Here is a 23,130-nt window from a genome sequence, read left to right on the forward strand (position 1 = left end):
CCCCCCCCCCCCCCCCCCCCCCCCCCCCCCCCCCCCCCCCCCCCCCCCCCCCCCCCCCCCCCCCCCCCCCCCCCCATCTTTCATAGCTTAAAACCTTTATTTCCAGTCAATTTTTCCCTTCTCTATGACAGATATTTTAACAATATTTGTCGGATTCTCTTTATTCCATCTAAAAACATTCCCGGGCAGCATGGGTTAGGGCAGTCCGGGAATGTTTTTTTATGAATGATCCGGTTATAGGAGACTTTGCAATATTAAATAATTAACGATATAAAATTTAATAATGGGACACAAAAACAAGAAACCACAACTCTCCCTGATGATGTTCTTTCAGTTTTTTATTCAGGGATCATGGTATGTGACCATGGGCACTTACTTGGGGCAAACCCTTCATTTCACGGGAGTGCAGATCGGATTGGCGTATAGCACGGCAGCCATCGCCGCCATCATATCCCCTGTCATTGTAGGGATGATTGCCGATCGATTCTTTTCCCCCAACAGGGTTTTGGCGTTTTTAAACATAACGGGCGCGCTATTATTAGTCTGGTTGACACAAATCAATAACTTTTCGTTATTTTTTCCTGTCTTGCTGTTGTATGCAATTTGCTTTATGCCGACCATGTCGCTGTGCAACTCCATCTCTTTTGACAACCTGCTGGAGCCGTCGAAGGAATTCTCCCGTGTACGGCTGTTCGGGTCGTTTGGATGGATCATTGCCGGGATACTGATCAGTTCCATGAATCTGGAACCCTTGTCAACTCCTTTCCTTATCGCTGCCGGCATCTCTTTTCTGGCAGGGTTGTATGCTTTTCTTCTGCCTTACAAGGCGCCGGAAAAGCGTTTAGAAAAGGTGACCGTCGGGCACATACTCGGATTCGACGCTTTTACACTTAGCAAGGATAAATCGTTCCTGGTATTGCTGGTGTTCTCGGCATTGACCTGTATCCCGCTTGCTTTCTATGACTCTTTTACCAACCTTTTCATAGTCAATGTGGGGATCAATAACGCGGCCGCGGCCATGAGCATGGGGCAGGTTGCCGAAGTGATCTTCCTGTTTGCTTTTCCCCTGCTGTTTGTCAAGTTGCGTTACAAGGGAAGTATAGTGGCTGCTATTGTGGCATGGGTGCTGATGTACGGGTTCTTTGCCCTGGGAGCCCATACGGGACAGACCGGCCTCATCTATGCCGTACTGCCGCTGCACGGGTTCTGTTTCACCTTCTTCTTTGTTTCGGGGCAACTGTTCGTCGATGAAAAGGCTCCGTCGTCATTACGGAATTCGGCGCAGGGCCTGATTGCCTTTGCCACTTATGGAGTAGGCAAGTATCTGGGAACACTGGTTGCCGGGAACGTGGTGCATCAATACACTACCTCCCAGGGCGCATACAACTGGGTTTCTGTGTGGATCGTGCCTTTTGTCATGGCTGTTGTCATCCTGATCGGATTTGTGGGGCTGTTCAGGGAAAATAATAGGAACAATGTTGTATGACATATTCATAATACTTTTTGCCTATGCCTGGATAAATCAGACACATTTTCAACAGGAAAAGAATATATTATTGTCATTGAAAAATCACTCTTAAAATTATCTAAATCGTTGAAGCATGAATGAAACATTAACTGTAAATGAAATGAAAACAAAATTGAAACAACATTTGTCAAAATTTTTGATGTTCCTGTTTTTTATGTTGTGTACGGCTTCCATATCGGCGCAAAAGACCGTAAGGGGAACCGTGAGCGATGTGAACGGGGAGCCCTTGATAGGAGTGAATGTGGTAGTGAAAAATGCTGCTACCGCTCTTGGAACCGTGACCGATGTTGACGGTCAATATTCATTGGAAGTGCCGGGAGAGAATTCCATTCTCGTTTTTTCGTATATCGGGTATAACACCGTGGAAGTGACTGTCGGTACCCAGACCATTATAGATCAAACCCTCACGGAAGAGACACAATTGATCGATGAACTGGTTGTCGTCGGTTACGGTGTACAGAAGAAAGTAACCGTAACAGGTGCTGTGGCGAGTGTCTCCGGTAATGAACTCAAGGTATCTCCCACTACTAACCTTTCTAATGCCGTGGTGGGACGTATGCCGGGAGTGATCGGTTTCCAGCGTTCGGATGAACCTGGCGGCGGCGGTACAACCCTTCGTATCCGGGGTACGAATACACTTGGATCCAAAGACCCGTTAATTGTCGTCGACGGAGTACCCGGGCGCGCGGGAGGATTGAATCGCATCAACCCGAATGAAATTGAATCCATGTCTGTATTGAAGGATGCTTCAGCCGCTATCTATGGATCGCGCGCCGCTAACGGGGTTATCCTGATCACGACTAAAAGAGGCAAAGAAGGAAAGCCCACAATTACCTATACAGGCAATATGGGATTCTCGCAACCCACACGTATACCTGAACTGGCCAATGCTTTTGAGTATGCGACGATGGTCAATGAAATTGATAAATATTCGGGGCGTGAACCCCGTTATTCCCAAGAAGACTTGAGATTATGGCAGGACGGATCAGACCCCTGGGGACATCCTGATACCGACTGGTATAGGGAAACAATTAAAAATGTTTCTCCCATGTATCGCCATGATGTGAGCATAACCGGGGGAAGCGATCGATACAAGTTCTATGTCAGTCTGGCCGCTAACGGAGAGGATGGTATCTATAAGAATTCGGCCAATCGCTACGATCAGTACAGCACACGTGTCAATCTGGATATGAAAGTAAACGATTACCTGGATATGTCTTATGGTAGCGTGAATCGACTCCAGGTAACCAATTATCCGGCACGTGGGGCGACAGATATCTTCAGTTCCATGGTGCGTAGTAAACCAATCTTGCCCGCGTATTGGCCTACCGGAGAACCGGGCCCGGATATCGAATACGGAGATAACCCGGTAGTGCGTGCCACTCCGGCCACCGGGAAAGACCTTCACAAAGCATATTATATCCAGAATACACTGAGGGCGACACTTAAAATCCCTGGAGTTGAAGGATTGTCGCTTATCGGGACTGCGTCATATGACCAACATTTCCATAACCGGCGTCGGTTTGAAACTCCGTTCACCCTTTATACCTGGGATGGCAACCCTGAGCACAAGTTGACTCCCTCGTTAAAAGGGGTTTCCCAACCGGTGTTAGAGGAGAGAAGGGATGAGCAGACAGACTGGATGACCAATTTGGTGGTCAACTACGACCGTTCCATGGGTGATCATAACTTTGGCGCCACCCTTGGTATTGAGGCGCAGAGTAACGAATGGCGCAGGGTAAGGGCCACCCGTAAATATTTTATTTCAGACGCGCTGGATGAAATAAATAATGGTTCGGTGACCGATATGGAAACAGAAGGCTATTCCTGGAAAGAAAGCCGTGTCAATTACTTTGGGCGTGTGAATTATAACTATCTCGAAAAATACCTGTTCGAGTTTGTATACCGTTACGACGGATCGTATCGTTTCCCGAAAGACAAACGCTATGGTTTCTTCCCGGGGGTATCTGCCGCGTGGCGCGCATCCGAAGAAGATTTCTGGAAGGAAAACCTCGGTTTCATCAACTATTTTAAGCTGCGTGGTTCTGTCTCCCAGACCGGTAGCGATTATCTTTTGGATACCGACGGAAATCTCGACAGGAGTATTCAATACCTGAATACCTACGGTTTCGGTACTGAATACATGTTTGGAACAACATTCCAGAAGACATTGTATCCGACGCGTACTCCCAACCCCAATATTACCTGGGAAGTAGGGACTACCTATGACCTTGGCCTCGAATTCAAGTTTCTGGATAACAGATTAAGTTTGGAGACCGACCTTTTCCACCATAAGCGCACCAACATGTTGATTTACAGAAACGCTTCATTACCCCAGATTTCAGGTATTACGCTCCCAAGAGAAAATATCGGTGAAATGCAGAACAGAGGCATAGAAGGATTGATTTCCTGGGCAGACAGGGCCGGTAAAGTGCAATATGATGTTTCTTTCAATATGACCTATGCGAAAAACAAACTCTTATTCTGGGATGAAACCCCCGGTATTCCCGATTATCAAAAAAGGACCGGAAAACCGGTTAATACCGAGTTGTGGTATATTGCCGACGGGGTGTTCAATACGCAGGAAGAACTGGACAGCTATCCTCATTGGGCCAATGCACGTACTGGCGATATTAAATTTGTGGATATAAATGATGACGGCGTTATTAATGCGGATGACCGTGTCCGTTCCGACAAAAACTCGGAGCCGCGTTTTGTATTCGGTCTCACTGCCGGTCTCAGTTGGAATAACTTCGATTTGAGGGCGTTATTCCAGGGCGCGACAGGCGGTATTACCTATATCTGGCGTGAAAGAGCCGGTGAAGCCGGAAACTACTATAAGTTCATGTATAAAAACCGTTGGACCGAAGAAAACCCTATGGTGGAACATCCGCGTGCTTATAACCGCGAGAATGAATATTGGGCCAAACAGGGAACAGACCAGAAGAACACTTATTATCAGTTCAAAACCGATTATCTGCGGTTGAAAAATATGGAAATCGGGTATACGTTCAATTTTCCGGCTGTCCGCAATGTGGGAATCCAGGATTTGCGTGTGTATGTAAATGGTTCGAATATATTTACAATAGACAATGTAAAAGTACAGGATCCGGAAGCCAATGATACCGGACGGGAATATCCGCAGCGTCGTATCTGGAATGCCGGTGTATCTATCACATTCTAAAATTAAGAAATTATGAGAAATATAAAACAAATAATGGCCGCCGTCGTTTTGGGATTTATAATCGTCCTCAATTCTTGTTCGGACTTTATGGATATCGTTCCTTCCACTTCTTACACGGAAGAGATGGTCTTTACCGATGCTGCTTTGACCCAGGCTTTTGTGAATGATTTATACAATAACATACACCCGGGTGCTCAAGAGCATTCCTTGGACGGATTGACCGACGATGCCTACTTTACCCATAACTACGGGCAAAAAGATATTGTTGAAGCTGTTTCTATTTCACAAAGCAACCTTCAATGGTATGATAATGACAACAATCCGTTTAAATGGCAAAATAGGTATAGGGGTATCCGCTATGCCAATATTATCATCAATAACATTGACAATGTGCCGGAAAAGGTCGGATTTGACCTGGAACGTATGAAGGGCGAAGCCTATTATATGCGGGCGCACATGTATCATGAACTTGTACGCGGCTTCGGGGGAGTGCCTATCGTCACGGAAGACTTTTCACTGACTGAAGTGGAAGAGATGAAAAAACCTCGTAATACTATGCGGCAATGTCTGGAGTTTATAGTAAGCGACTTGGAAAAGGCAGAAGAATATCTTCCGGAAACCGTCGGTTCTGCAGAATGGGGACGCGTCACTAAATATGTGGCCACCGGATTAAAAGCCCGTATTTTGCTCCATGTGGCCAGTCCGTTGTATGCCGACCGCACGGTAAATACCTTGGCTGTGAATCAATTCGATGGTGATCGTATCGCTACTTATCGTGCAGCCAAAGAGGCTGCCATTACAGTAATCGAGGATGGTCCATTCGAACTGATCGATTGCAGGGGAGGGCTCAATACCGAAAGAGCTGAGAAATTCAAGGCTATTATGACCGACGTGCAAAACAGCGAGCAAATGTTTGTCCGTAACTATCACACCTCTATCGGTGCGGCGAATAATATGGGATTATGGCATGGCCCCAATGGTTATCATAACTGGGCAGGAACTACGCCGACCCAGGACCTGGTAATGGCGTTTGAATTCGAGGATGGTACTATGCCGGAAGGGATGACCAAACCTGGAGAATTCCAGAAAGGAAATCCCTATAATGGCCGCGAGCCTCGTTTTTATGCCACTGTGGCTACCGACGGAAATACATGGGGACGTCCGCGTCCGGCAGATGCTGCCACCTTGGATCCCACCCCTCTGGGACGCCTGCAGGCCGGCAAATATGAAGTGACAAACGGTGATGTGGAAATTGAATACCGGGATGGAGTGGTCCGCCGTTCGATGTGGGGAGTTGATACCCGTCAGGGGCCTATTGAGGACTGGAACGGATCATGGACAGGTTATTATGAAAAGAAGCTTATCGACACTTCCGTTGATGCTCAGTATTTCAGACAAACCGTGCCCCATGTTTACATGCGTTTGGCTGAAATGTACCTGATAGCCGCAGAAGCATGTGTGGAATTGAATGAACTGGAAGAAGCCGCGGAATGGATGGACTTCCTGCGTGCCCGTATTGAGTTGAAAGATACCAGAGCAACTTTGGCAGCCCGTGGTAAACAATTTAACCAGGCCGATATGCGTGAATTTGTGCGCCAGCAACGGCGTGTTGAATTTGCCTATGAGCAACATCGTTATTTTGATGTGCGCCGTTGGATGACCGCCCCGGAAGCTGGCAACAAACCTTTGACAGGGATTGTTGTGGAGGGCATTCTGAAACCAGGCAGGACATCTATGAAGCCTTATATTCACAACGAAGAGATATATGATTATTATTATTATGTAAATGATCTTTCCAGTCGTGAGAATCGGAAATGGCTCGACAAGATGTATTTCGCTCCTATCCATCAGGATGAAATTCGGCGTAATCCCAATTTGGTTCAAAATCCGGGAATGGACTAATCATTTTATCTGACCTGCCCTGTGATGGGTTGATGTCAACTCCTATCAGGGCGGCTCAGGCTTGTTTTTATCCGATTGCTGGTTTTTATTTAATGCAACTTTCGCATGTGAGTTTGAAAAGTATGCAACTAACGCGGAGACCTTTAGATGTTTTGTGGGGAACCCATGGCTCGAAATGTGATACAACTGATCCAGGCTGACTGCCCGGAAATATAATAGGATTCAAAACAATTCTTAGCGCTGTTACTGATAATTTCGTATCTTTGTTTTCGGACACTCTAATAAATAATAATATCGGATATTATGAAGCATAAAAAACTTAAGATGGGCATGGTCGGCGGCGGGAGCGATGCCTTTATCGGAGCCATACACCGTCGCGCGGCCTTCATGGATAACCTGATCGAACTGGTCTGTGGTTGTTTCAGCGCCAATCCGGAAATATCCAGAAGCTCCGGAAGGGAATATTTCATTCCGGATCACCGGATCTATGACAACTACCATGAAATGTTTGAACGTGAAATGAGACTGCCAGAGGATGAACGGTTGGATTTTGTCACTATCGTAACTCCCAATAAATGGCATTTTGAACCTGCCATGATGGCCCTGGAGAGAGGTGTTCACGTTGTGCTCGACAAACCGATCACCTTTTCTCTCGAAGAGGCGGTAAAACTCAGGGAAAAGGTAGAGGAAACCGGCCTGGTGCTGGCACTCACACACGTCTACTCGGGATATCCTGCTGTCAAAGAGGCGAAAGCACGGATTGCCAACGGAGAGTTAGGCAAACTCAGGAAAGTGTATGTGGAATATACCCAGGGGTGGCTCTCACAACGCATAGAATTGCAGGGCGGTAATAACGCCGGATGGAGAACAAATCCCAATACTACCGGTAAAGCGGGATGTATGGGCGATATTGGCACGCATGCCTGGCATTTGGCCGAATATGTGACGGGGCTGAAAGTAGAGGAGGTATGCGCTGATCTGCAGACTTATGTGGAGGGACGGCCCGTGGATGACGACGGCTCCGCATTACTGCGTTTCGAAAACGGTGTTACCGGCGTGCTGATGGCTACCCAGATAGCTACCGGAGAAGCCAATAACATCCGCATCCGCGTATATGGCGATAAGGGGGGACTGGAATGGAGGCAGATGGACCCGAACCGGTTGATCCTGAGATGGGACGATAAACCCACACAGGAGCTGTATATGGGAAATAACGAGTTCCTGAGCGACCTGGCCAAATGGAATACCAGAACACCTGCGGGACATCCGGAAGGTTTTATAGAAGCATTTGCCAATATTTACCGGAATTTTGCTTTGACTGTGATGGCCAAAAGAAATGGAGAAGTACCCCTAGGTCTTATTACTGATTTTCCTGACGTGTATGACGGTGTCAGGGGAATGCAGTTTGTGGAAACTATGGTGGAAGCTGGTAAGGATAACGACACAAAATGGTTCAAATGGATAGAATAAAACCTATTTTTGCTAATAAAGTGTATTTTATAGGTGCGTTTTTTTTAATAGAATAAAATTTCGTACTTTTATGGGCAAATAACGGTGGCATATAGATAGAAACTATAATTTGAAACTTCTTATCAAAAATTACAATGTCGAAGCGTGCCAGAAGGGAACGGAGAACAGGTAAAAAACTGCACCAACGAAAAGGTTTTTTCCTTCTCATCGGAATATTCATCGGAATTGTCTTTGTTGCAGCCTTGTATCAGACTTCAGTTTATTTTTCCACGAATGAGTCGTGTATGATGTGCCATGTGCATCCTCATGCGGAAGAGAGTTGGATGTTGTCGGTGCATGTGAATAACTCGAGCGGGGTGATGGTAAACTGTGTGGATTGCCACCTCCCTCCCAAAGACGACACATGGGCTCATTATACGGCAAAAATATCGTTGGGGGCCCGCGACCTGTGGGGATACCTTACCAAAGATCCGGCAGAGATCGATTGGGACAGGAAATCGGAATTGGAACATGCCGTGAAATATATACCCAACGAATCCTGTGTAAAATGTCATCAGAACCTCTTCCCCCAGGGAATAAGCGATGATGGTATCACAGCACATCTCTATCACGAGGAAAATGCCGAAAAGCTCGATTTGCAGTGTATCAGTTGTCACCTTGATGTAGGGCATTATAATCCGAATTACTCCCATGGCCAGATGGTCGGCATTCCCGGGCAGACCTCCACCGCAGCGGTGGATACGAGCTTGTTCTATAAAGAACCTGCCCAGGTCGCCAGCTTTACCAACTATAGGGAACAAATCCCCGGCACGGCCGTCTCGTTCGGGATGATCGCGATCGAGGGAGGAACTTTCAGGATGGGAAGTCCCGAGAAGGAACCTTTCCGTAATCCGGACGAATCGCCGCAGCATGAGGTATCCCTCAGCCCGTTCTTTATGGCAGAGGTGGAAACCACCTGGGATATGTACTGGGCATTCTATGCGGAGACCATGAGCGAAGGACGTACTCCTCCTGAAACAGTCTATGCGAACAACCTGAATGCCATGGATGTGGATGCCATATCAGGCCCTACACCGCCATTCGGTTATCCTGACCAGGGTTGGGGACAGGGGGATCGTCCCGCCATAACGATGACCCATTACGCTGCCGAAACATTCTGTCAGTGGTTATCGGAGAAGACCGGTAAGAAATACCGTCTCCCTACCGAAGCGGAGTGGGAATATGCTGCCCGTGGAGGTACGGAAACACCTTATTTCTTCCCCGGAAGTCCGAAAGATTTTTCAAATCAGGGATTTATGCGGAATGTTTTCAAGCCGAAGACCGACGGCATCACCTCGCACGTGATCTATGACAAAAATAGTAACGGACGTACGCAGCCTCCTTCCGAAGTGATGGCCAATCCTTTTGGATTAAAAAATATGCTGGGGAATGTGATGGAGTATACGGCTGACAAATATGATCCGCAAGCATATGCCAAACGCTCAGGAGTCACACATGATCCCCGCGTGACCGAAGGCGACGAATGGGTGGTGCGTGGAGGACTCTATTCGTCTGATGCGTCTGATGTGCGCAGCGCGAGCCGCAGCCATACGCAACATGAGGCATGGCTGAGGACAGACCCGCAACAACCAAAGAGTATCTGGTGGTATTCCGATATAAAAGGAATCGGATTCCGTGTAGTATGTGAACCGGAATTATAGTGGGAAAGAGGGAAGAGTGGAGAATGAAGAATGAAGAGTGAAGAGGGAAGAGGGAAGAATGAAGAGTGAAGAATGAAGAATGAAGAGTGGAGAATGAAGAATGAAGAGTGAAGAGGGAAGAATGAAGAGTGAAGAATGAAGAATGAAGAATGAAGAGTGAAGAATGAAGAGGGAAGAATGAAGAGTGAAGAATGAAGAATGAAGAATGAAGAGTGAAGAATGAAGAGTGAAGAATGAAGAGGGAAGAGTGATGAATGAAGAATGAAGACTAAATCTGGAATCCTGAAATTAGAAATAAAACTCAATAATCTAAAATAATCAAAGTAATGAAGAAAGAGAACAGTTTAACCCGTAGGTCATTCCTGAAGAGTTCTGCCGTGGCAGGAGCAGTCGGAGTGATCGGTACCGGTTCCGCAGGATTTCTGACATCCTGTAGTGGTGGAGGAAAAGAGGGTAATGCGCCCTTGAGAGAGCCTGGAACTTATTATATCCCCGAACTTCCTGACCTGGCTGCTGACGGGAAAGAGTTGAAAGCAGGTGTCGTAGGCTGCGGCGGACGTGGGTCGGGAGCGGCGATCAACTTCTTGAATGCAGCCAATGGCGTAACCATTGTAGCTTTGGGCGATGTGTTCCAGGACAGGGTGGACGGCCTAGCGGAAAAATTGAAGAATGAAAAAAACATAGATATTCCTGCCGAGAAACGGTTTGTGGGGCTGGATGCCTACAAGCAGGTGATCGATAGCGATATCGATGTGTTGATCGATTGCACGCCTCCTTTCTTCCGTCCGGAACATTTCAAATATGCGGTGGAAAAAAACAAGCATAGTTTTCTGGAAAAACCGATCTGTGTGGATGCAGCCGGTTATCGTACCATCGTCGCTGCTGCCAGACAAGCCCAGGCTAAAAATCTCTCCGTAGTTACCGGAACGCAACGCCATCATCAGCGCGCTTATGTGGAATCTTATAAACAAATTATGAATGGCGCTATCGGTGAAATCACCGGTGGAACAGTTTACTGGAACCAGAGCATGTTGTGGTATCGCGACAGGCAACCGCAATGGAACGACTTTGAATACATGGTACGCGACTGGGTGAACTGGAAATGGCTGTCGGGCGACCATATCGTGGAACAGCATGTCCACAATATCGATGTGTTTACCTGGTTTGCCGGATTAAGGCCCGTCAGCGCTGTCGGTTTTGGTTCCCGCCATCGTCGTGTGACAGGTGACCAGTACGATAATTTCAGCATTGACTTCACCATGGAAAATGGTATTCATATGCATAGTATGTGTCGTCAGATCGACGGTTGTGCTAACAATGTAAGCGAATTTATACAGGGAACCAAAGGATCGTGGTCGAGCAACGGCGGGCATGTGATTAAAGACCTTGCCGGTAACGTGATCTGGCAATATGACAGTGAGGCTGAAAAGACCAGTTTCCAGCAGACCGATCCCTATACCTTGGAGCATGTCAATCTGATCAACTGCATACGGGGTAACAAACCGATTGAACAGGCATCGGAAACGGCCGTGTCGAATATGGCCGGGATCATGGGACGCGAGGCAGCCTATACCGGACAGGAAGTGACGTGGGATATCATGACTGCCGCTCCGCTTGATTATACGCCGGCCGATCTGAATATCGGCAAGATGGATATGTCCGGATTTACAGTACCCGTACCGGGAAGTGGAAAATAAAAAATGACGATTATGGCACTCGACAGGAGAAGATTTTTGAAAACAACCCTCGCCGGGTCCGCGGCCATGGCCATAGGCGGATGCACCTCGTTTGCTTCGGCAAATGGAAAAGAAAACGCTGCTTCCGGTAAGGCGAAACTCAATATCTCTTTTCAGGAAGGGATTGCTCCCGGAGCTAACCTGAATGAAAAGTTTGATTTCATGGAAAAACATGGCGTGGTAGGGTTTGAACCTCATGGGAGAGGAATCCGGGACCGGATGCAGGAGTTCAAAGAAGCCCTTAAAGGGCGTGATATCAAGGTGAGTGTTATCTGCGCCGGTTTCGAAGGTTTCATCCTCTCTACCGATCCGGAGATCCGGAAAAAGTGCCGTGACACGATGGAGGTATTGATGATTGCTGCGGGTGAACTCGAGGCCAAAGGCGTGATCATCGTTCCCGCATTCAACAGTCAGGTACCCGTGATGCCCCATACGCAGGAAACCCGCGACTTCCTCTGTGAACAGTTCGATGAGATGGGCTCCTTTGCCCAACAACACGCAACGACCGTTATTCTCGAACCGCTGAACCGCAAGGAGGCGTTTTACCTTCGCCAGGTGGCTGATGCCGCTTCCATCTGTCGCGATATCAATAACCCCGGCGTGAAATGCATGGGTGACTTCTGGCACATGACTTGGGAGGAAAATTGCGACATGGCTGCTTTCCTCTCTGCCGGAGAACACCTGCAGCATGTGCATGTGGCCAGCAGGAAACGTCGCAGCATGCCTGGGGAAGACGGTGAGGCTGATAATTATGTAAATGGATTCAAGGGGCTCAAGATGATGGGGTATGACAAATATGTCAGCTTCGAATGCGGAGCCCAGGGCGACCGCACCATAGTGGTGCCCGCGGCACTTGAATTACTTCGTAAACAGTGGGAAGAGGCGTGAGATTTCTCTCATCATATAAAGCCGCTATTGTATTGTTGCTCATCTATGCCATGGGTTTGGCAATGGCTACTTTTATCGAAAAGTGGATGGGGGCGCAGGCCGCCAAGATGTTGATTTATTATTCACCACTGTTTTTGTTCCTTCAATTCCTGCTGGTGATGAATTTTATCCTGATCCTTTTCAGTCGTAATTTCATCCAAAGAAAAAAATGGGCCATGGTGGTGATCCATTTCGCCCTTGTGATTATCCTTTTAGGAGCGTTGATCACATTCCTGTTTGGGAAAGAGGGACAGGTGCATATCCGTGAAGGTGAGAAAACCGATCAACTGGTGATGCATACCTCCAAAGGTATTAGGACCGAAACTTTACCTTTTGTGTTGGAACTCAGGGATTTCAGATTGATCCGTTATCCGGGATCCCAGAGTCCATCCTCCTATGAAAGTGATCTGCTGGTACATGTTGATGGAGAGGTACGTGAAGCGAAAGTGTTTATGAACAACGTGCTGGACATAAAGGGATATCGTTTCTTTCAGGCATCCTACGATCAGGATGAGATGGGTACTATCCTCTCGGTGAACAGGGATGTGGCGGGACGTAGTGTCACCTATGCCGGCTATCTGATGCTTGTGGCAGGTTTCATCCTTATCTTTTTTATGCCTAATTCCCGATTCCGTAAGTTGCAGCGACAGTTAAAGGAAGTCAGGAAAGGCATACTTATTCCGGTTCTTCTGATCATCACCACGTGTGGTTGCGCGCGGGATATGCCGGATGGCCCGATGAGCGGTACAGTACAGGCAAACAGGATACCACCGCAACACGCGGCCCGCTTCGGCACATTGCCCGTACAATTCCGGGGACGGACCATGCCTATGAATACATTCTCTTCCGAGATTCTCCGTAAGGTACATAAGAAACAGGCATTTGGTGATCTCAACTCCGACCAGTTTCTGCTCAGCCTGCTTGCTATGCCACGGATGTGGATGCAAGAACCTCTTATTGCCCTGTCGAATAAAGAGATAAGCGCGCGGTATAACCTTCCGGAGGAATACATACCCTATTATCATCTTTTCGACCAGCAGGGAAATTACAGACTGTTACCCCGATTACAGGAAATCTACCATCGGCCGGCGGACAAGAGAACCTCTTCTGAAAAAGAACTGATTAAGCTCGATGAGCGGGTTAATATCCTTTATGAGTTGTTCAATCATACTATGCTGGGAATTTATCCTGATCCGAATGACCCTTCACATACATGGTATGCACCGGGCGATGATCTTTCAGTCTTTTCCCAAGCAGATTCGGTCTTTATTACACAGTCGTTCGAACAATATCTTGCGGAAGTACGGCAAGCGTTGAGAAGTGGTGACTGGAGCAAGGCCGACCATGCTTTGGAAGTAATTGAGGCATATCAATCAGACAACGATAAGGCTTCTTTAATCCGGCCCGATAAATTGCGGGCTGAATTCCGTTATAACCGGCTGGATCTCTTTAACCGCGTTAAAGTAGGCTATTTCATTTCCGGCGGATTGCTGCTCATTATTGCCTTGACGCGATTGTTGGGTGAAAAGCGATGGAAGCGTTATGCAGCTGTTGGGCTCACCGTCGTTATCGTGTTATTGTTCTTTTGCCATATATTCGGCATGGGAATGCGTTGGTTTATATCGGGATATGCGCCCTGGAGCAATTCGTACGAGACAATGGTCTATGTGTCGTGGGCCACTGTGCTGGCCGGTTTTGTCTTTGGACGGAAAAGTACACTCACACGCGCACTCGCCACGCTTTTCGGTGGGGTTATCCTTTTCGTCGCCGCCCTTAACTGGATGGATCCACAGATCAATACGCTGGTGCCTGTGTTGAAATCGCCCTGGTTGATGTTCCACGTAGCGGTGATTGTAGCGGCTTACGGATTTTTTGGTATCAGTTTCCTGTTGGGTATCACCAATCTTTCAATAATGGCTTTTGCCAAGCATGGCCCCCGTTTGCCCTATCGCGTCAAGGAATTGAGTATTATCAATAATATGTCGTTACTCACCGGAGTTGTGCTGATGACTACAGGTACATTCCTGGGCGCCGTTTGGGCTAACGAGTCATGGGGCAGGTACTGGGGATGGGATCCAAAGGAGACCTGGGCGTTGATCTCCATAGTGGTTTATACGATGGTGACCCATCTCCATTTAGTGAAGGGGTGGAATAGTCTGTGGCTTTTTAATCTGCTCTCGGTTTTTGCTTTTGGTTCCGTCCTGATGACTTTTCTTGGGGTTAACTATTTCCTTAGCGGGATGCATTCCTACGGACAAACCGAAGGCATATCTTCCGTTTTTATGTATATTGTGATCGCTTTTGTAATGCTTGGTGTTTTGGGGATTGTTTCTTATAGGAAAAGAGGAAAAGTGATTTAAAGTGGAGAAGTGAAGAAGCGGAAAAGCGGGAAAGCGGAAAAGCGGGAAAGAGGGAAAGAGGGAAAAAGGGAAAAAGGGAAGGTGGAAAAGTGGGAATCTAAAAGTGAAAGTAGATATTAGAACCAAGAACCAAGAACCAAGACTTTTAAATTTCTTCACTTTCCGGTTCCCAGTTCCCAGTTCTCAGTTCCCAGTTCCCAGTTCTCAATTTCCCAGTTCCCAGTTCCCAGTTCTCAGTTCCCGGTTTCCAGTTCTCAGTTCTCAGTTCTCAGTTCTCAGTTCCCAGTTCTCAATTTCTCCGTTCTAATTTCTAAATATTATGCTTCATTGGGGATTTATCGGTTGTGGCGCCGTCACCGAAAAGAAGAGTGGCCCGGCTTTCAGTAAGGTTAAAGAATCGGATGTGGTAGCAGTGATGCGCCGTGACGGTCAAAAAGCGGAAGACTATGCTCGTCGGCATGGGATAGGGAAGTGGTACGATAATGCCGACGACCTGATTAACGATCCGGCAGTAAATGCGATATATGTGGCTACACCTCCGGGTTCACATGCCGAATATGCGGTAGCTGCCATGAAAGCGGGTAAACCTGTTTACGTGGAGAAGCCGATGGCCGCCTCTTACGAAGAGTGTCTTCAGATAAACCGTGTCTCCCGAGAGACCGGTGTGCCCTGTTTTGTGGCCTATTACCGCCGTACTTTACCCTATTTTCTCAGGGTGAAGCAACTGATGGATGACGGACTCCTGGGGAATATTTCTACGGTGCAGATCCGCTTCGCCATTCCTCCCTATAAGGAAGATTACCATCGGGAGTCATTGCCGTGGCGGGTGAAAAAAGATATTGCCGGAGCAGGGTATTTCTATGATCTGGCATCCCATCAATTTGATCTGCTTGATTATCTCTTCGGCGAGATCACCGGTGTATACGGATTTACCAACAATGTGGGGGGATTATATGAGGCGGAAGACAGCCTCACCGCTGCTTTCTGTTTCAAGTCCGGCGTGACGGGCAGCGGAAGCTGGAGTTTTGTTGCGCCTGGAAACAGCCGTACCGACCTGATTGATATCATCGGCACAAAAGGAAAGCTCAGCTTCGCCACTTTCGATTTTGCCCCCATCCTCATGGATACAGCCGCAGGCATACAGGAGTTTCGTGAAGAAAATCCGGAGAATATCCAGTATTATCTCGTTGAAAGTATTGTCAATTACCTGAACGGATGCGGGCCAGAACCTGTCAGCACCGGTATCTCGGCCGCACGCGCCAATTGGGTAATGGATAAAATTCTGGAAAGTTAAATATATAGTGTCCTAAATTTGCAGGTGTAAATTCACTGTTTTGTTTGATTGAATCTGTTTTTTATTTATTTTTGTGAACATAGTAATGTTTTTTTTGTTCTAACTCTAATAATAACAGATATTTCTGTTGTTCAATCTTGTAAGAGTTGATAAAAAAATCACTCATTTAATTAAAATGTTTAACTTATAAAAAAAAGACAGTAATGAAAGTAAATCAAGAAGAAAAAGAAGGGAAAGAGGCTTATGAAAAGCCTGCAATCGCAGTGATTGAAATGGAAACGGAAGGCATCCTGTGTGCCAGTGGTACTGGTCCCGGCTTCGAACCCGGAGGAGAGTGGTAATCAATGATATTTATTTTCCACAGGCCAATCGGAGTGAAAGGAGAATAAACAAGATTGTGATAATCAAAAATTGACTAAAATGAAGAAAATATTTTATCTAATCGGAATTTCAACACTATTCCTGTTTGTTTCATGTAATAATGAGGATATTCCCCGGGATGATGTCCCTCAATCCGTATCTGAGGTAAAGTTATATACACCTGTCATGCAAGGCGTTTTTGGAAAATTCACGGAGTCCAATTCGAATATTGGCACCAGATCGGGAGTCATTGAGGATAATCCTGACTATGCCTTGGGCGAAAAATTTTACTGGCATGACGGAGATCAAGTCAAAATGCTGTTCTTTCCGGGGGGAGATCTCAATGAGGAGCCAATAGAACGTATTTACACGGCGGTGGTTGCCGGGGGTGAAAAACCGGATAAGGCCCCCTTTATACCCGACCCCGGTGCGGAAGGTATCCCTGCCGGGACCTACACTGTATATGGACTTTATCCTGCCGCTGGCTGGACCAGGGAAGGTGCCGTTTACAAGGCTGCGATATTCGAAACGGATATGGGTGGGAATTATATCAGAGAACCATTGCCTATAAGCGAGGCGTCATCCAAACATCTGGGTCGGTATATGTTTATGAAAGCCAAAGCGACAGATGTGGTAATAGGGGAGGAAGGGACTAATATGGTCGATCTATCTTATCAACACCTCGCCTCTGTGATACGGGTTCGTATAACCAATGAAAATCCTCCTTCTGCATATCCGAGATTGTTCCGGATGAGCATGGGAGTGGATGTGGATGGATCAAACGACGGATTTAATGGTCTTTTTAATCCCGAGGACGCTTATCTTGATGGCGGGATAGACGGTGATTTGTTAGTTCCGGGACCAACTTCGAAACTAAATGTAGCAGCAGTGCAAATAGTAAATGATGCATTGAACGGGCTTGATTTTAATCTTTTTATTCCTATCCTGCCTACCGGGCCATTGGGAAGTAGTAGAATTGTATTTCAAGGTCGTGTTTACGTGAATGAAGGTGATGAAGGCTCCTCCTCCTGGGTAAAGACTCCCGTTGTGCCAAAAGATGTAGGGGCCGGTCTTCCGCAAGGTTTTGAAGCAGGCAAGAGTTATACATTCAACCTGACAATACCGACGACAGCGCCTTAAAAAGCATATAGATATTCATTATTTTGGAGAATAATTTTTTCTATCAGGTAGCCGGGCATCGTTTCCGGCTATCTTTTTCTGAGGATTTCGGGAAGGATGCTCTGGGTAATTATACCCCTTTTCTCGTACCGGAAGGGAAGGGCGGTTATCTCTTCCGCCTCTCCGTTGTAGACGATCTTCCTGATAAATACCTTTATGAACAGGTAGGGCAATTCGATAACGACATCGCTGCTATTGGCGTTTTCAAGTCAGAAAACGGATATTTTCGTTTCCACATTGGTTATCCGGGAAGCAGAAGTTATTGCGCGATGGATGTCGATGCTGCTTTTCGGGTGGCACAGGTGAAACTTCCTGCCGGCGATAAGCACCGTTTTTTCTGCCTCAACAACTGCCTGATGCTGCTTTATGCGTTTTCTACAGCGAACCTTGATACGCTGATGATGCATGCTTCGGTTATTAAAAATGGAGCCGATGGTTTTATGTTTTTGGGTAAAAGCGGTACCGGAAAGAGCACGCATAGCCGGTTGTGGTTAGATCATGTAGAAGGGAGCGAGTTGTTGAACGACGACAACCCGGTAGTACGCGTGTTCGATGGAAAAGCCATTGTGTACGGTACGCCGTGGAGTGGTAAAACCCCCTGTTACCGCAATGAAGAGGCTTTGTTGAAAGGGATTGTAAAGTTGCAGCAGGCTCCTCTGAATCAAATTAAAACCTTATCTTTGTTGCAGGCTTATGCCATAGTGCTCCCGGCCTGTTCGAGTATGCGGTGGGAAGAGGAGATCGCGTCGGGTATACATCGCGCGGTGGAGAAACTAATCGGCATGGTACCCTGCTACCGGCTGGAGTGTCTGCCGGATAAGGCCGCGGCAGATTTGTCGGCCTCCACGATAAAGAAATAACAATGCGGAGTGTCACACTGTCCAATGAAGTGATGCTTCCGGAAGTGGCAAGGATGCTTTCGGAAGGTAAACAAGTTACCATCAGGGCTAAGGGGAACAGTATGCTTCCTTTCATCGTGGGTGGAAAGGATAGTGTGGTGCTGGAAGGAAAAGGTCTCTATGGTGTGGGTGATATAGTGTTGGCGGAAATAAGGCCGAAGCTATTTGTTCTGCACCGTATCCTGAAGATAGATGATGAACAGGTTACCCTGATGGGAGATGGCAATATTTCAGGAATGGAACAGTGCCGCAGGGAAAATATTTGCGGTCGGGTCATAACCATTATCCATAAAGGAAGGCAGATTGATTGCGATAGCAAAAAGTCGCACCGCAAAGCCCGCCTGTGGAAAAGTCTCTTGCCGGTAAGAAGATATTTATTGGGAATATATAGACGAATAATATAAAGACTATGCGAATAAAACAAGGATTTAAACTCCGTACTGTGGGCAAGGAGTATATTGTGGCCGGGGAAGGGCTGGCTCAGATAGATTTTAATAAATTGATTTCCCTCAACCGTTCGGCGGCTTATTTATGGCAGGAAGTCGAGGGAAAGGATTTCGATGAACAGACCCTCGCGGATTTATTGGTGTCGAAATATGACATTCCAGCCGGACAGGCGTTAGCTGATGCCGCCGATATAGCAACAAACTGGATCGAAGCTGGCATTGCGGAAAGATGAGTCGTGCAGAGGAACAATTTTTCGCCCTGTTGCAGTCGGGATTATGGGGTACTCCGGTGGACACTTCCCTGTTCTGCCGCGACACGGACTGGCCGGCAATCCTGAAAATAGCCGTTATGCAAACGGTGAGCGGTATTGTTTTCGATGGTATATCGGGTCTCTCTTCTGAACTACAGCCTCCGGCCACAATCATGCGCCGGCTTTATCAGACGGTTATCCGCATAGAACAAAGCCATGAGTTGTTCAACGAACGGTTGACCCGCATGATAGCTTTGCTGCAATCCGGAGATGTCCATCCCATACTGCTCAAAGGGCAGGGAGTGGCACGCAATTATCCGAATCCTGTCCGTCGCCAGTGTGGCGATATAGATTTATACATCGGGAAGAAAGACTACAAAAGAGCGTGTGAATTGGCTCTTGGGAGGGGAATTGTTTCCAATGGCATATTAGAAAGCCATAAACATTTTCATTTCGACTGGGATGGCGTGAAAATTGAACTTCATCGTGTCGTTGAAAAGCTTCCTGATCCATTCAAAAACAAAAGATTTCAGTGCTGGACTCAATATCATTTGCAAAAAAATAAATTGAATGTCTGGAATTTGAATAATACGGAGGTGCTGCTTCCGCCGGCAAATTTTGATGCCTTATATATCTTTAATCATGCTTTCCATCATTTTATTTCGGATGGAATAGGGTGTCGTCAATTGTGTGACTGGGTAATGTATCTCCATAGATTTCATGCTCAAATAGACAGGCAGGAGTTAATGAAGGACCTTAACGATTTCCGGTTGTTGCGCGCATGGCAGATTTTCGGTTATATAGCCGTACACCAGCTGGGTCTGACAAAAGAAGAATTTCCATTTTATACTGACAAATTCAGGGAAGCATCTCAAAAAATAATATTGAGAGATATCCTGTTACTGGGTAATTTCGGACATTATGATCCGAAATGGAAGACACGTCCCCCCGGTTATCTATCCGGGAAACTGCACAACTTCAGGATGAAAAACCGGAGAGCACTGAAACTATTTTCGATCATCGGGGAAAATGTGTCACTCTACTATATTTATTATTTAGTCATTGGCATGCAGCAAATAGTAAATGACAAATTTAATAGACATTGAACCGTGATAGTCGACAGTATACGACAGCTCCTGAAATATTTGCAAGGCATACGTTTTCGCATCGTGCTGAATAGCCTGGCAGGTATCTTGAATGTCTGTGCCGGCCTATTCTTTGTATGGGTCTCAAAACAACTGATCGATATCGCCACCCGTTCCATGGAAGGGAACATGACCCACTATATAGTGCTGCTGATAGCGACTATGTGCAGTCAAATTCTCTTGTCGGTATTGAAGAATCGCCTGGAAACCGAGACGGATATATATTTCAAGAACAAATGGCGGCACAATCTTTTTTCCCATCTGATGATCAGCGCGTGGAATGGCAAGGAGAGTTTTCATAGCGGCGATGCTGTCAACCGTATTGAAGAAGATGTGCGGGTAGTCGCCGAGGGTATATGTAAATCAGTGCCTGCGGTAATTATCACTTCTTTCCAGTTTCTGGGCGCCTTTCTTTTCCTAAGCAAACTCAATACCCGATTGGCCTGGACGCTTATTTTCATTATGCCCCTATTTTTGGTGTTGAGCAAAGTATATGTAAAACGGATGCGCCGCTTCACAAAAGAGATACGTAACCTGGACAGCCAGGTGCAATCCCATATTCAGGAGAAATTGCAATATAAGGTCTTGATCCAGACCCTCGCGCAAAACATCCCGGTGGCCGACAAGCTCGATGCTATTCAATCCATATTGTATAACCGGGTGATGAAGCGCGCAAACTTCACCGTCTTCTCGCGCATGCTGATCATGGCCGGATTTGCCACAGGTTATCTCATTGCTTTCCTCTGGGGAATAAAGGGTATCTATGAAGGTGCCATCACATTTGGGATGATGACGGCCTTCCTGCAACTGGTCGGACAGATCCAGCGTCCGCTGGTGGAGCTCAGCCAGTATATACCTTCTTTGGCACATACGATTACTTCTGCTGAAAGGCTGAACGAACTGGATGACCTGACCACTGAGGTGCAGGGTGAACAAGAGATGCTCGACGGACAGGTGGGTATACGTCTTGAAAATATTTCGTTTGCTTATCCCGATGGTAAAAGACAGATAATAGAGCATTTATCGTATGACTTCACACCCGGTAGCCGCACCGCAATCGTGGGTGAAACGGGGGTAGGTAAAAGCACCCTTATACGGCTGATGCTTGCCTTACTCCAACCCCGGGAAGGAAAGGTCTGTTTGTATAATTCCATGCGGGAACGGGAAGCCACTCCGCTCACACGCTGTAACCTGATATATGTCCCCCAGGGAAACACTTTGCTTAGCGGAACCATACGTGATAATCTGCTGTTGGGTAATCCGGATGCCACAGACCAGGAACTCCGGAAAGTGTTAACGACTGCGGTTGCTGATTTCATATACGACCTGCCTGATGGGTTGGATACCCTTTGCGGGGAGCGTGGAACGGGCTTAAGCGAAGGCCAGGCTCAACGTCTCTGCATAGCACGCGGATTGTTGCGACCGGGAAATATACTGTTGTTAGACGAATTCAGCTCTTCTCTGGATAGGGAAACTGAACGTCTGCTTATGGAACGCCTTATCTCTCAGGCCGAAGATAAAACCCTGATATTTATCACACACAGGGAAATCGTGGCACAATATTGCGACCAAACAATCAAGTTGGAGCGGAAAGACAGTGAATCATCCTACGCATAACATATACCCTTTTCGTACTATCGATACTATTTTTAGTGATTTGTCGGATTGCGACGCACGCCGCGGATAAGTTACCTGTACATTATCGAATTATTTACAGCACCACCTCAATTTCTGCGTTTTTCCCTCCATATCTGCCAGGAATTGACGAGATTCTGCCAGAGCACATACATCCCGGGGCCGAGTGTGGCAAGCGGGTTCAGATAAGTTTGTGTAAGCCAGATGGCGAGTACGGTATTTTTTTGTCCCAGTCCCTGTCCTCCGGCTACGGTCTGTCCGAAGCGCCGACCGATTTTTCGTCCGAGATAGAATTGCAGGAGGCAGATTATCAATGAAACCACACCGATCATTATCTCAAGGCGGTAATGATCATCACCTTGCATCCGCACGTAATAAGTAATATTGCCTATTACGATAGTGAGGGCGACTGCCCACAGATAGAAAGAGACGATCTGTGCCGATTGGATTTTTTTGTGTATTCGGGGTGCCGATTTTCTCAGCAACAATGCCGCCAGGAACGGTATAACAAGTATAGGCATGACACTGCGGAAGATATGCCAGAAAGAAGCGGCCAATGGAATGGATTCACTGCTTTTCCCTACCAGGGAGAGAAACAGCGGGGCGATAAGAGCCACAGTGAGGTTGCTGATAATGGCATACGCCGCGGTCATTGCGATGCTGCCTCCCAACATTCCTGCCACGACGGGCGCGGAGGTTGCCGTTGCTGTCAGCATACAGATCATGGCCGCTTGCGCAAGTGTCTCGTTGAACGGCCGGAGGGCAAGGTAGATAAGCGCGCTGCCTACATATTGGATAGAGAGCAGGATATAATGAAATTTGGTAGGCCTGATATCGCTCCATCTCACCCGGCTATATGTGATGAAGAGCATCATCGCCAACAGATAGGGAATAAAGGGGGAAAGTACCGATAATCGCGTGTGAAACGCAATCCCCAGCGCCATCGCGATGGGGAGCAGGTATTTCTCTATATATTTCCGCATATATTCATATAGTGTGAATTGACAATCATCAATTATCAATGACCAATTGATTGTTGGATGAATGTGCCGGTTGTTATTTATTTGCAGCTATGGTTGTAAGTGCCTGATTGGTAATTGGTGATTTGTGAGGT

At 47.0% G+C, this 23,130-nt stretch carries 17 protein-coding genes; 16 read left to right on the forward strand and 1 reads right to left on the reverse strand.

What is annotated here, in order from left to right:
* Window positions 1-283: 283 nt before the first annotated feature.
* The 16 genes from D7D25_RS10580 (at window position 284) to D7D25_RS10660 (ending at window position 21,998) form a co-directional block, all read left to right on the forward strand.
* The gene (locus D7D25_RS10580; protein ID WP_122968933.1) at window positions 284-1,486 is read left to right on the forward strand and encodes an MFS transporter; all 1,203 of its coding nucleotides are present in this window, start codon (window positions 284-286) and stop codon (window positions 1,484-1,486) included.
* Between the two features lie 142 nt (window positions 1,487-1,628).
* The gene (locus D7D25_RS10585; protein WP_255417266.1) at window positions 1,629-4,712 is read left to right on the forward strand and encodes a TonB-dependent receptor; all 3,084 of its coding nucleotides are present in this window, start codon (window positions 1,629-1,631) and stop codon (window positions 4,710-4,712) included.
* A gap of 12 nt (window positions 4,713-4,724) precedes the next feature.
* Window positions 4,725-6,614 (forward strand): RagB/SusD family nutrient uptake outer membrane protein, encoded by a 1,890-nt coding sequence (locus D7D25_RS10590; protein ID WP_255417267.1) that lies wholly within the window; start codon window positions 4,725-4,727, stop codon window positions 6,612-6,614.
* 303 nt (window positions 6,615-6,917) lie between these two features.
* Window positions 6,918-8,084 (forward strand): Gfo/Idh/MocA family protein, encoded by a 1,167-nt coding sequence (locus D7D25_RS10595; protein ID WP_122968935.1) that lies wholly within the window; start codon window positions 6,918-6,920, stop codon window positions 8,082-8,084.
* Between the two features lie 134 nt (window positions 8,085-8,218).
* A complete protein-coding gene (locus D7D25_RS10600) occupies window positions 8,219-9,784 on the forward strand; it encodes an SUMF1/EgtB/PvdO family nonheme iron enzyme (protein WP_122968936.1) in 1,566 nt (521 codons plus the stop codon).
* Window positions 9,785-10,110: 326 nt separating this feature from the next.
* A complete protein-coding gene (locus tag D7D25_RS10610; RefSeq protein ID WP_122968937.1) occupies window positions 10,111-11,481 on the forward strand; it encodes a Gfo/Idh/MocA family oxidoreductase in 1,371 nt (456 codons plus the stop codon).
* Window positions 11,482-11,493: 12 nt separating this feature from the next.
* Window positions 11,494-12,408 (forward strand): TIM barrel protein, encoded by a 915-nt coding sequence (locus D7D25_RS10615; protein WP_122968938.1) that lies wholly within the window; start codon window positions 11,494-11,496, stop codon window positions 12,406-12,408.
* 50 nt (window positions 12,409-12,458) lie between these two features.
* Window positions 12,459-14,807: a cytochrome c biogenesis protein CcsA gene (gene ccsA, locus D7D25_RS10620; RefSeq protein WP_255417271.1), complete on the forward strand. Its 2,349-nt coding sequence runs from the start codon at window positions 12,459-12,461 to the stop codon at window positions 14,805-14,807.
* A 319-nt stretch (window positions 14,808-15,126) separates the two neighbouring features.
* On the forward strand, window positions 15,127-16,101 hold the full coding sequence (locus D7D25_RS10630; protein ID WP_122968940.1) for a Gfo/Idh/MocA family protein: 975 nt from the start codon (window positions 15,127-15,129) through the stop codon (window positions 16,099-16,101).
* Window positions 16,102-16,304: 203 nt separating this feature from the next.
* Window positions 16,305-16,442, forward strand: a complete 138-nt coding sequence (locus tag D7D25_RS18025) for a hypothetical protein (protein WP_158602596.1) — start codon at window positions 16,305-16,307, stop codon at window positions 16,440-16,442.
* A 79-nt stretch (window positions 16,443-16,521) separates the two neighbouring features.
* Window positions 16,522-17,601 (forward strand): hypothetical protein, encoded by a 1,080-nt coding sequence (locus D7D25_RS10635; RefSeq protein ID WP_122968941.1) that lies wholly within the window; start codon window positions 16,522-16,524, stop codon window positions 17,599-17,601.
* 23 nt (window positions 17,602-17,624) lie between these two features.
* On the forward strand, window positions 17,625-18,500 hold the full coding sequence (locus D7D25_RS10640; protein WP_122968942.1) for a hypothetical protein: 876 nt from the start codon (window positions 17,625-17,627) through the stop codon (window positions 18,498-18,500).
* 2 nt (window positions 18,501-18,502) lie between these two features.
* Complete coding sequence (locus D7D25_RS10645; protein WP_122968943.1) at window positions 18,503-18,943, forward strand: S24/S26 family peptidase; 441 nt, start codon at window positions 18,503-18,505, stop codon at window positions 18,941-18,943.
* A gap of 5 nt (window positions 18,944-18,948) precedes the next feature.
* Entirely contained in the window at window positions 18,949-19,218 is a 270-nt protein-coding gene (locus tag D7D25_RS10650) for a PqqD family protein (RefSeq protein ID WP_122968944.1), read from the forward strand.
* Window positions 19,215-20,342, forward strand: coding sequence for a nucleotidyltransferase family protein (locus tag D7D25_RS10655; RefSeq protein WP_122968945.1), 1,128 nt, complete (start codon window positions 19,215-19,217; stop codon window positions 20,340-20,342). The genes D7D25_RS10650 and D7D25_RS10655 overlap by 4 nt, the downstream gene beginning before the upstream one ends.
* Before the next feature lie 3 nt (window positions 20,343-20,345).
* Complete coding sequence (locus tag D7D25_RS10660) at window positions 20,346-21,998, forward strand: ABC transporter ATP-binding protein (protein WP_122968946.1); 1,653 nt, start codon at window positions 20,346-20,348, stop codon at window positions 21,996-21,998.
* A gap of 107 nt (window positions 21,999-22,105) precedes the next feature.
* Here the strand turns inward: D7D25_RS10660 and D7D25_RS10670 are convergent, their stop codons facing one another.
* A complete protein-coding gene (locus D7D25_RS10670) occupies window positions 22,106-22,999 on the reverse strand; it encodes a bile acid:sodium symporter family protein (protein ID WP_122968947.1) in 894 nt (297 codons plus the stop codon).
* Window positions 23,000-23,130: the final 131 nt, after the last annotated feature.

It is taken from the genome of Proteiniphilum sp. X52 (genome assembly GCF_003712195.1).
Lineage (GTDB): Bacteria > Bacteroidota > Bacteroidia > Bacteroidales > Dysgonomonadaceae > Proteiniphilum.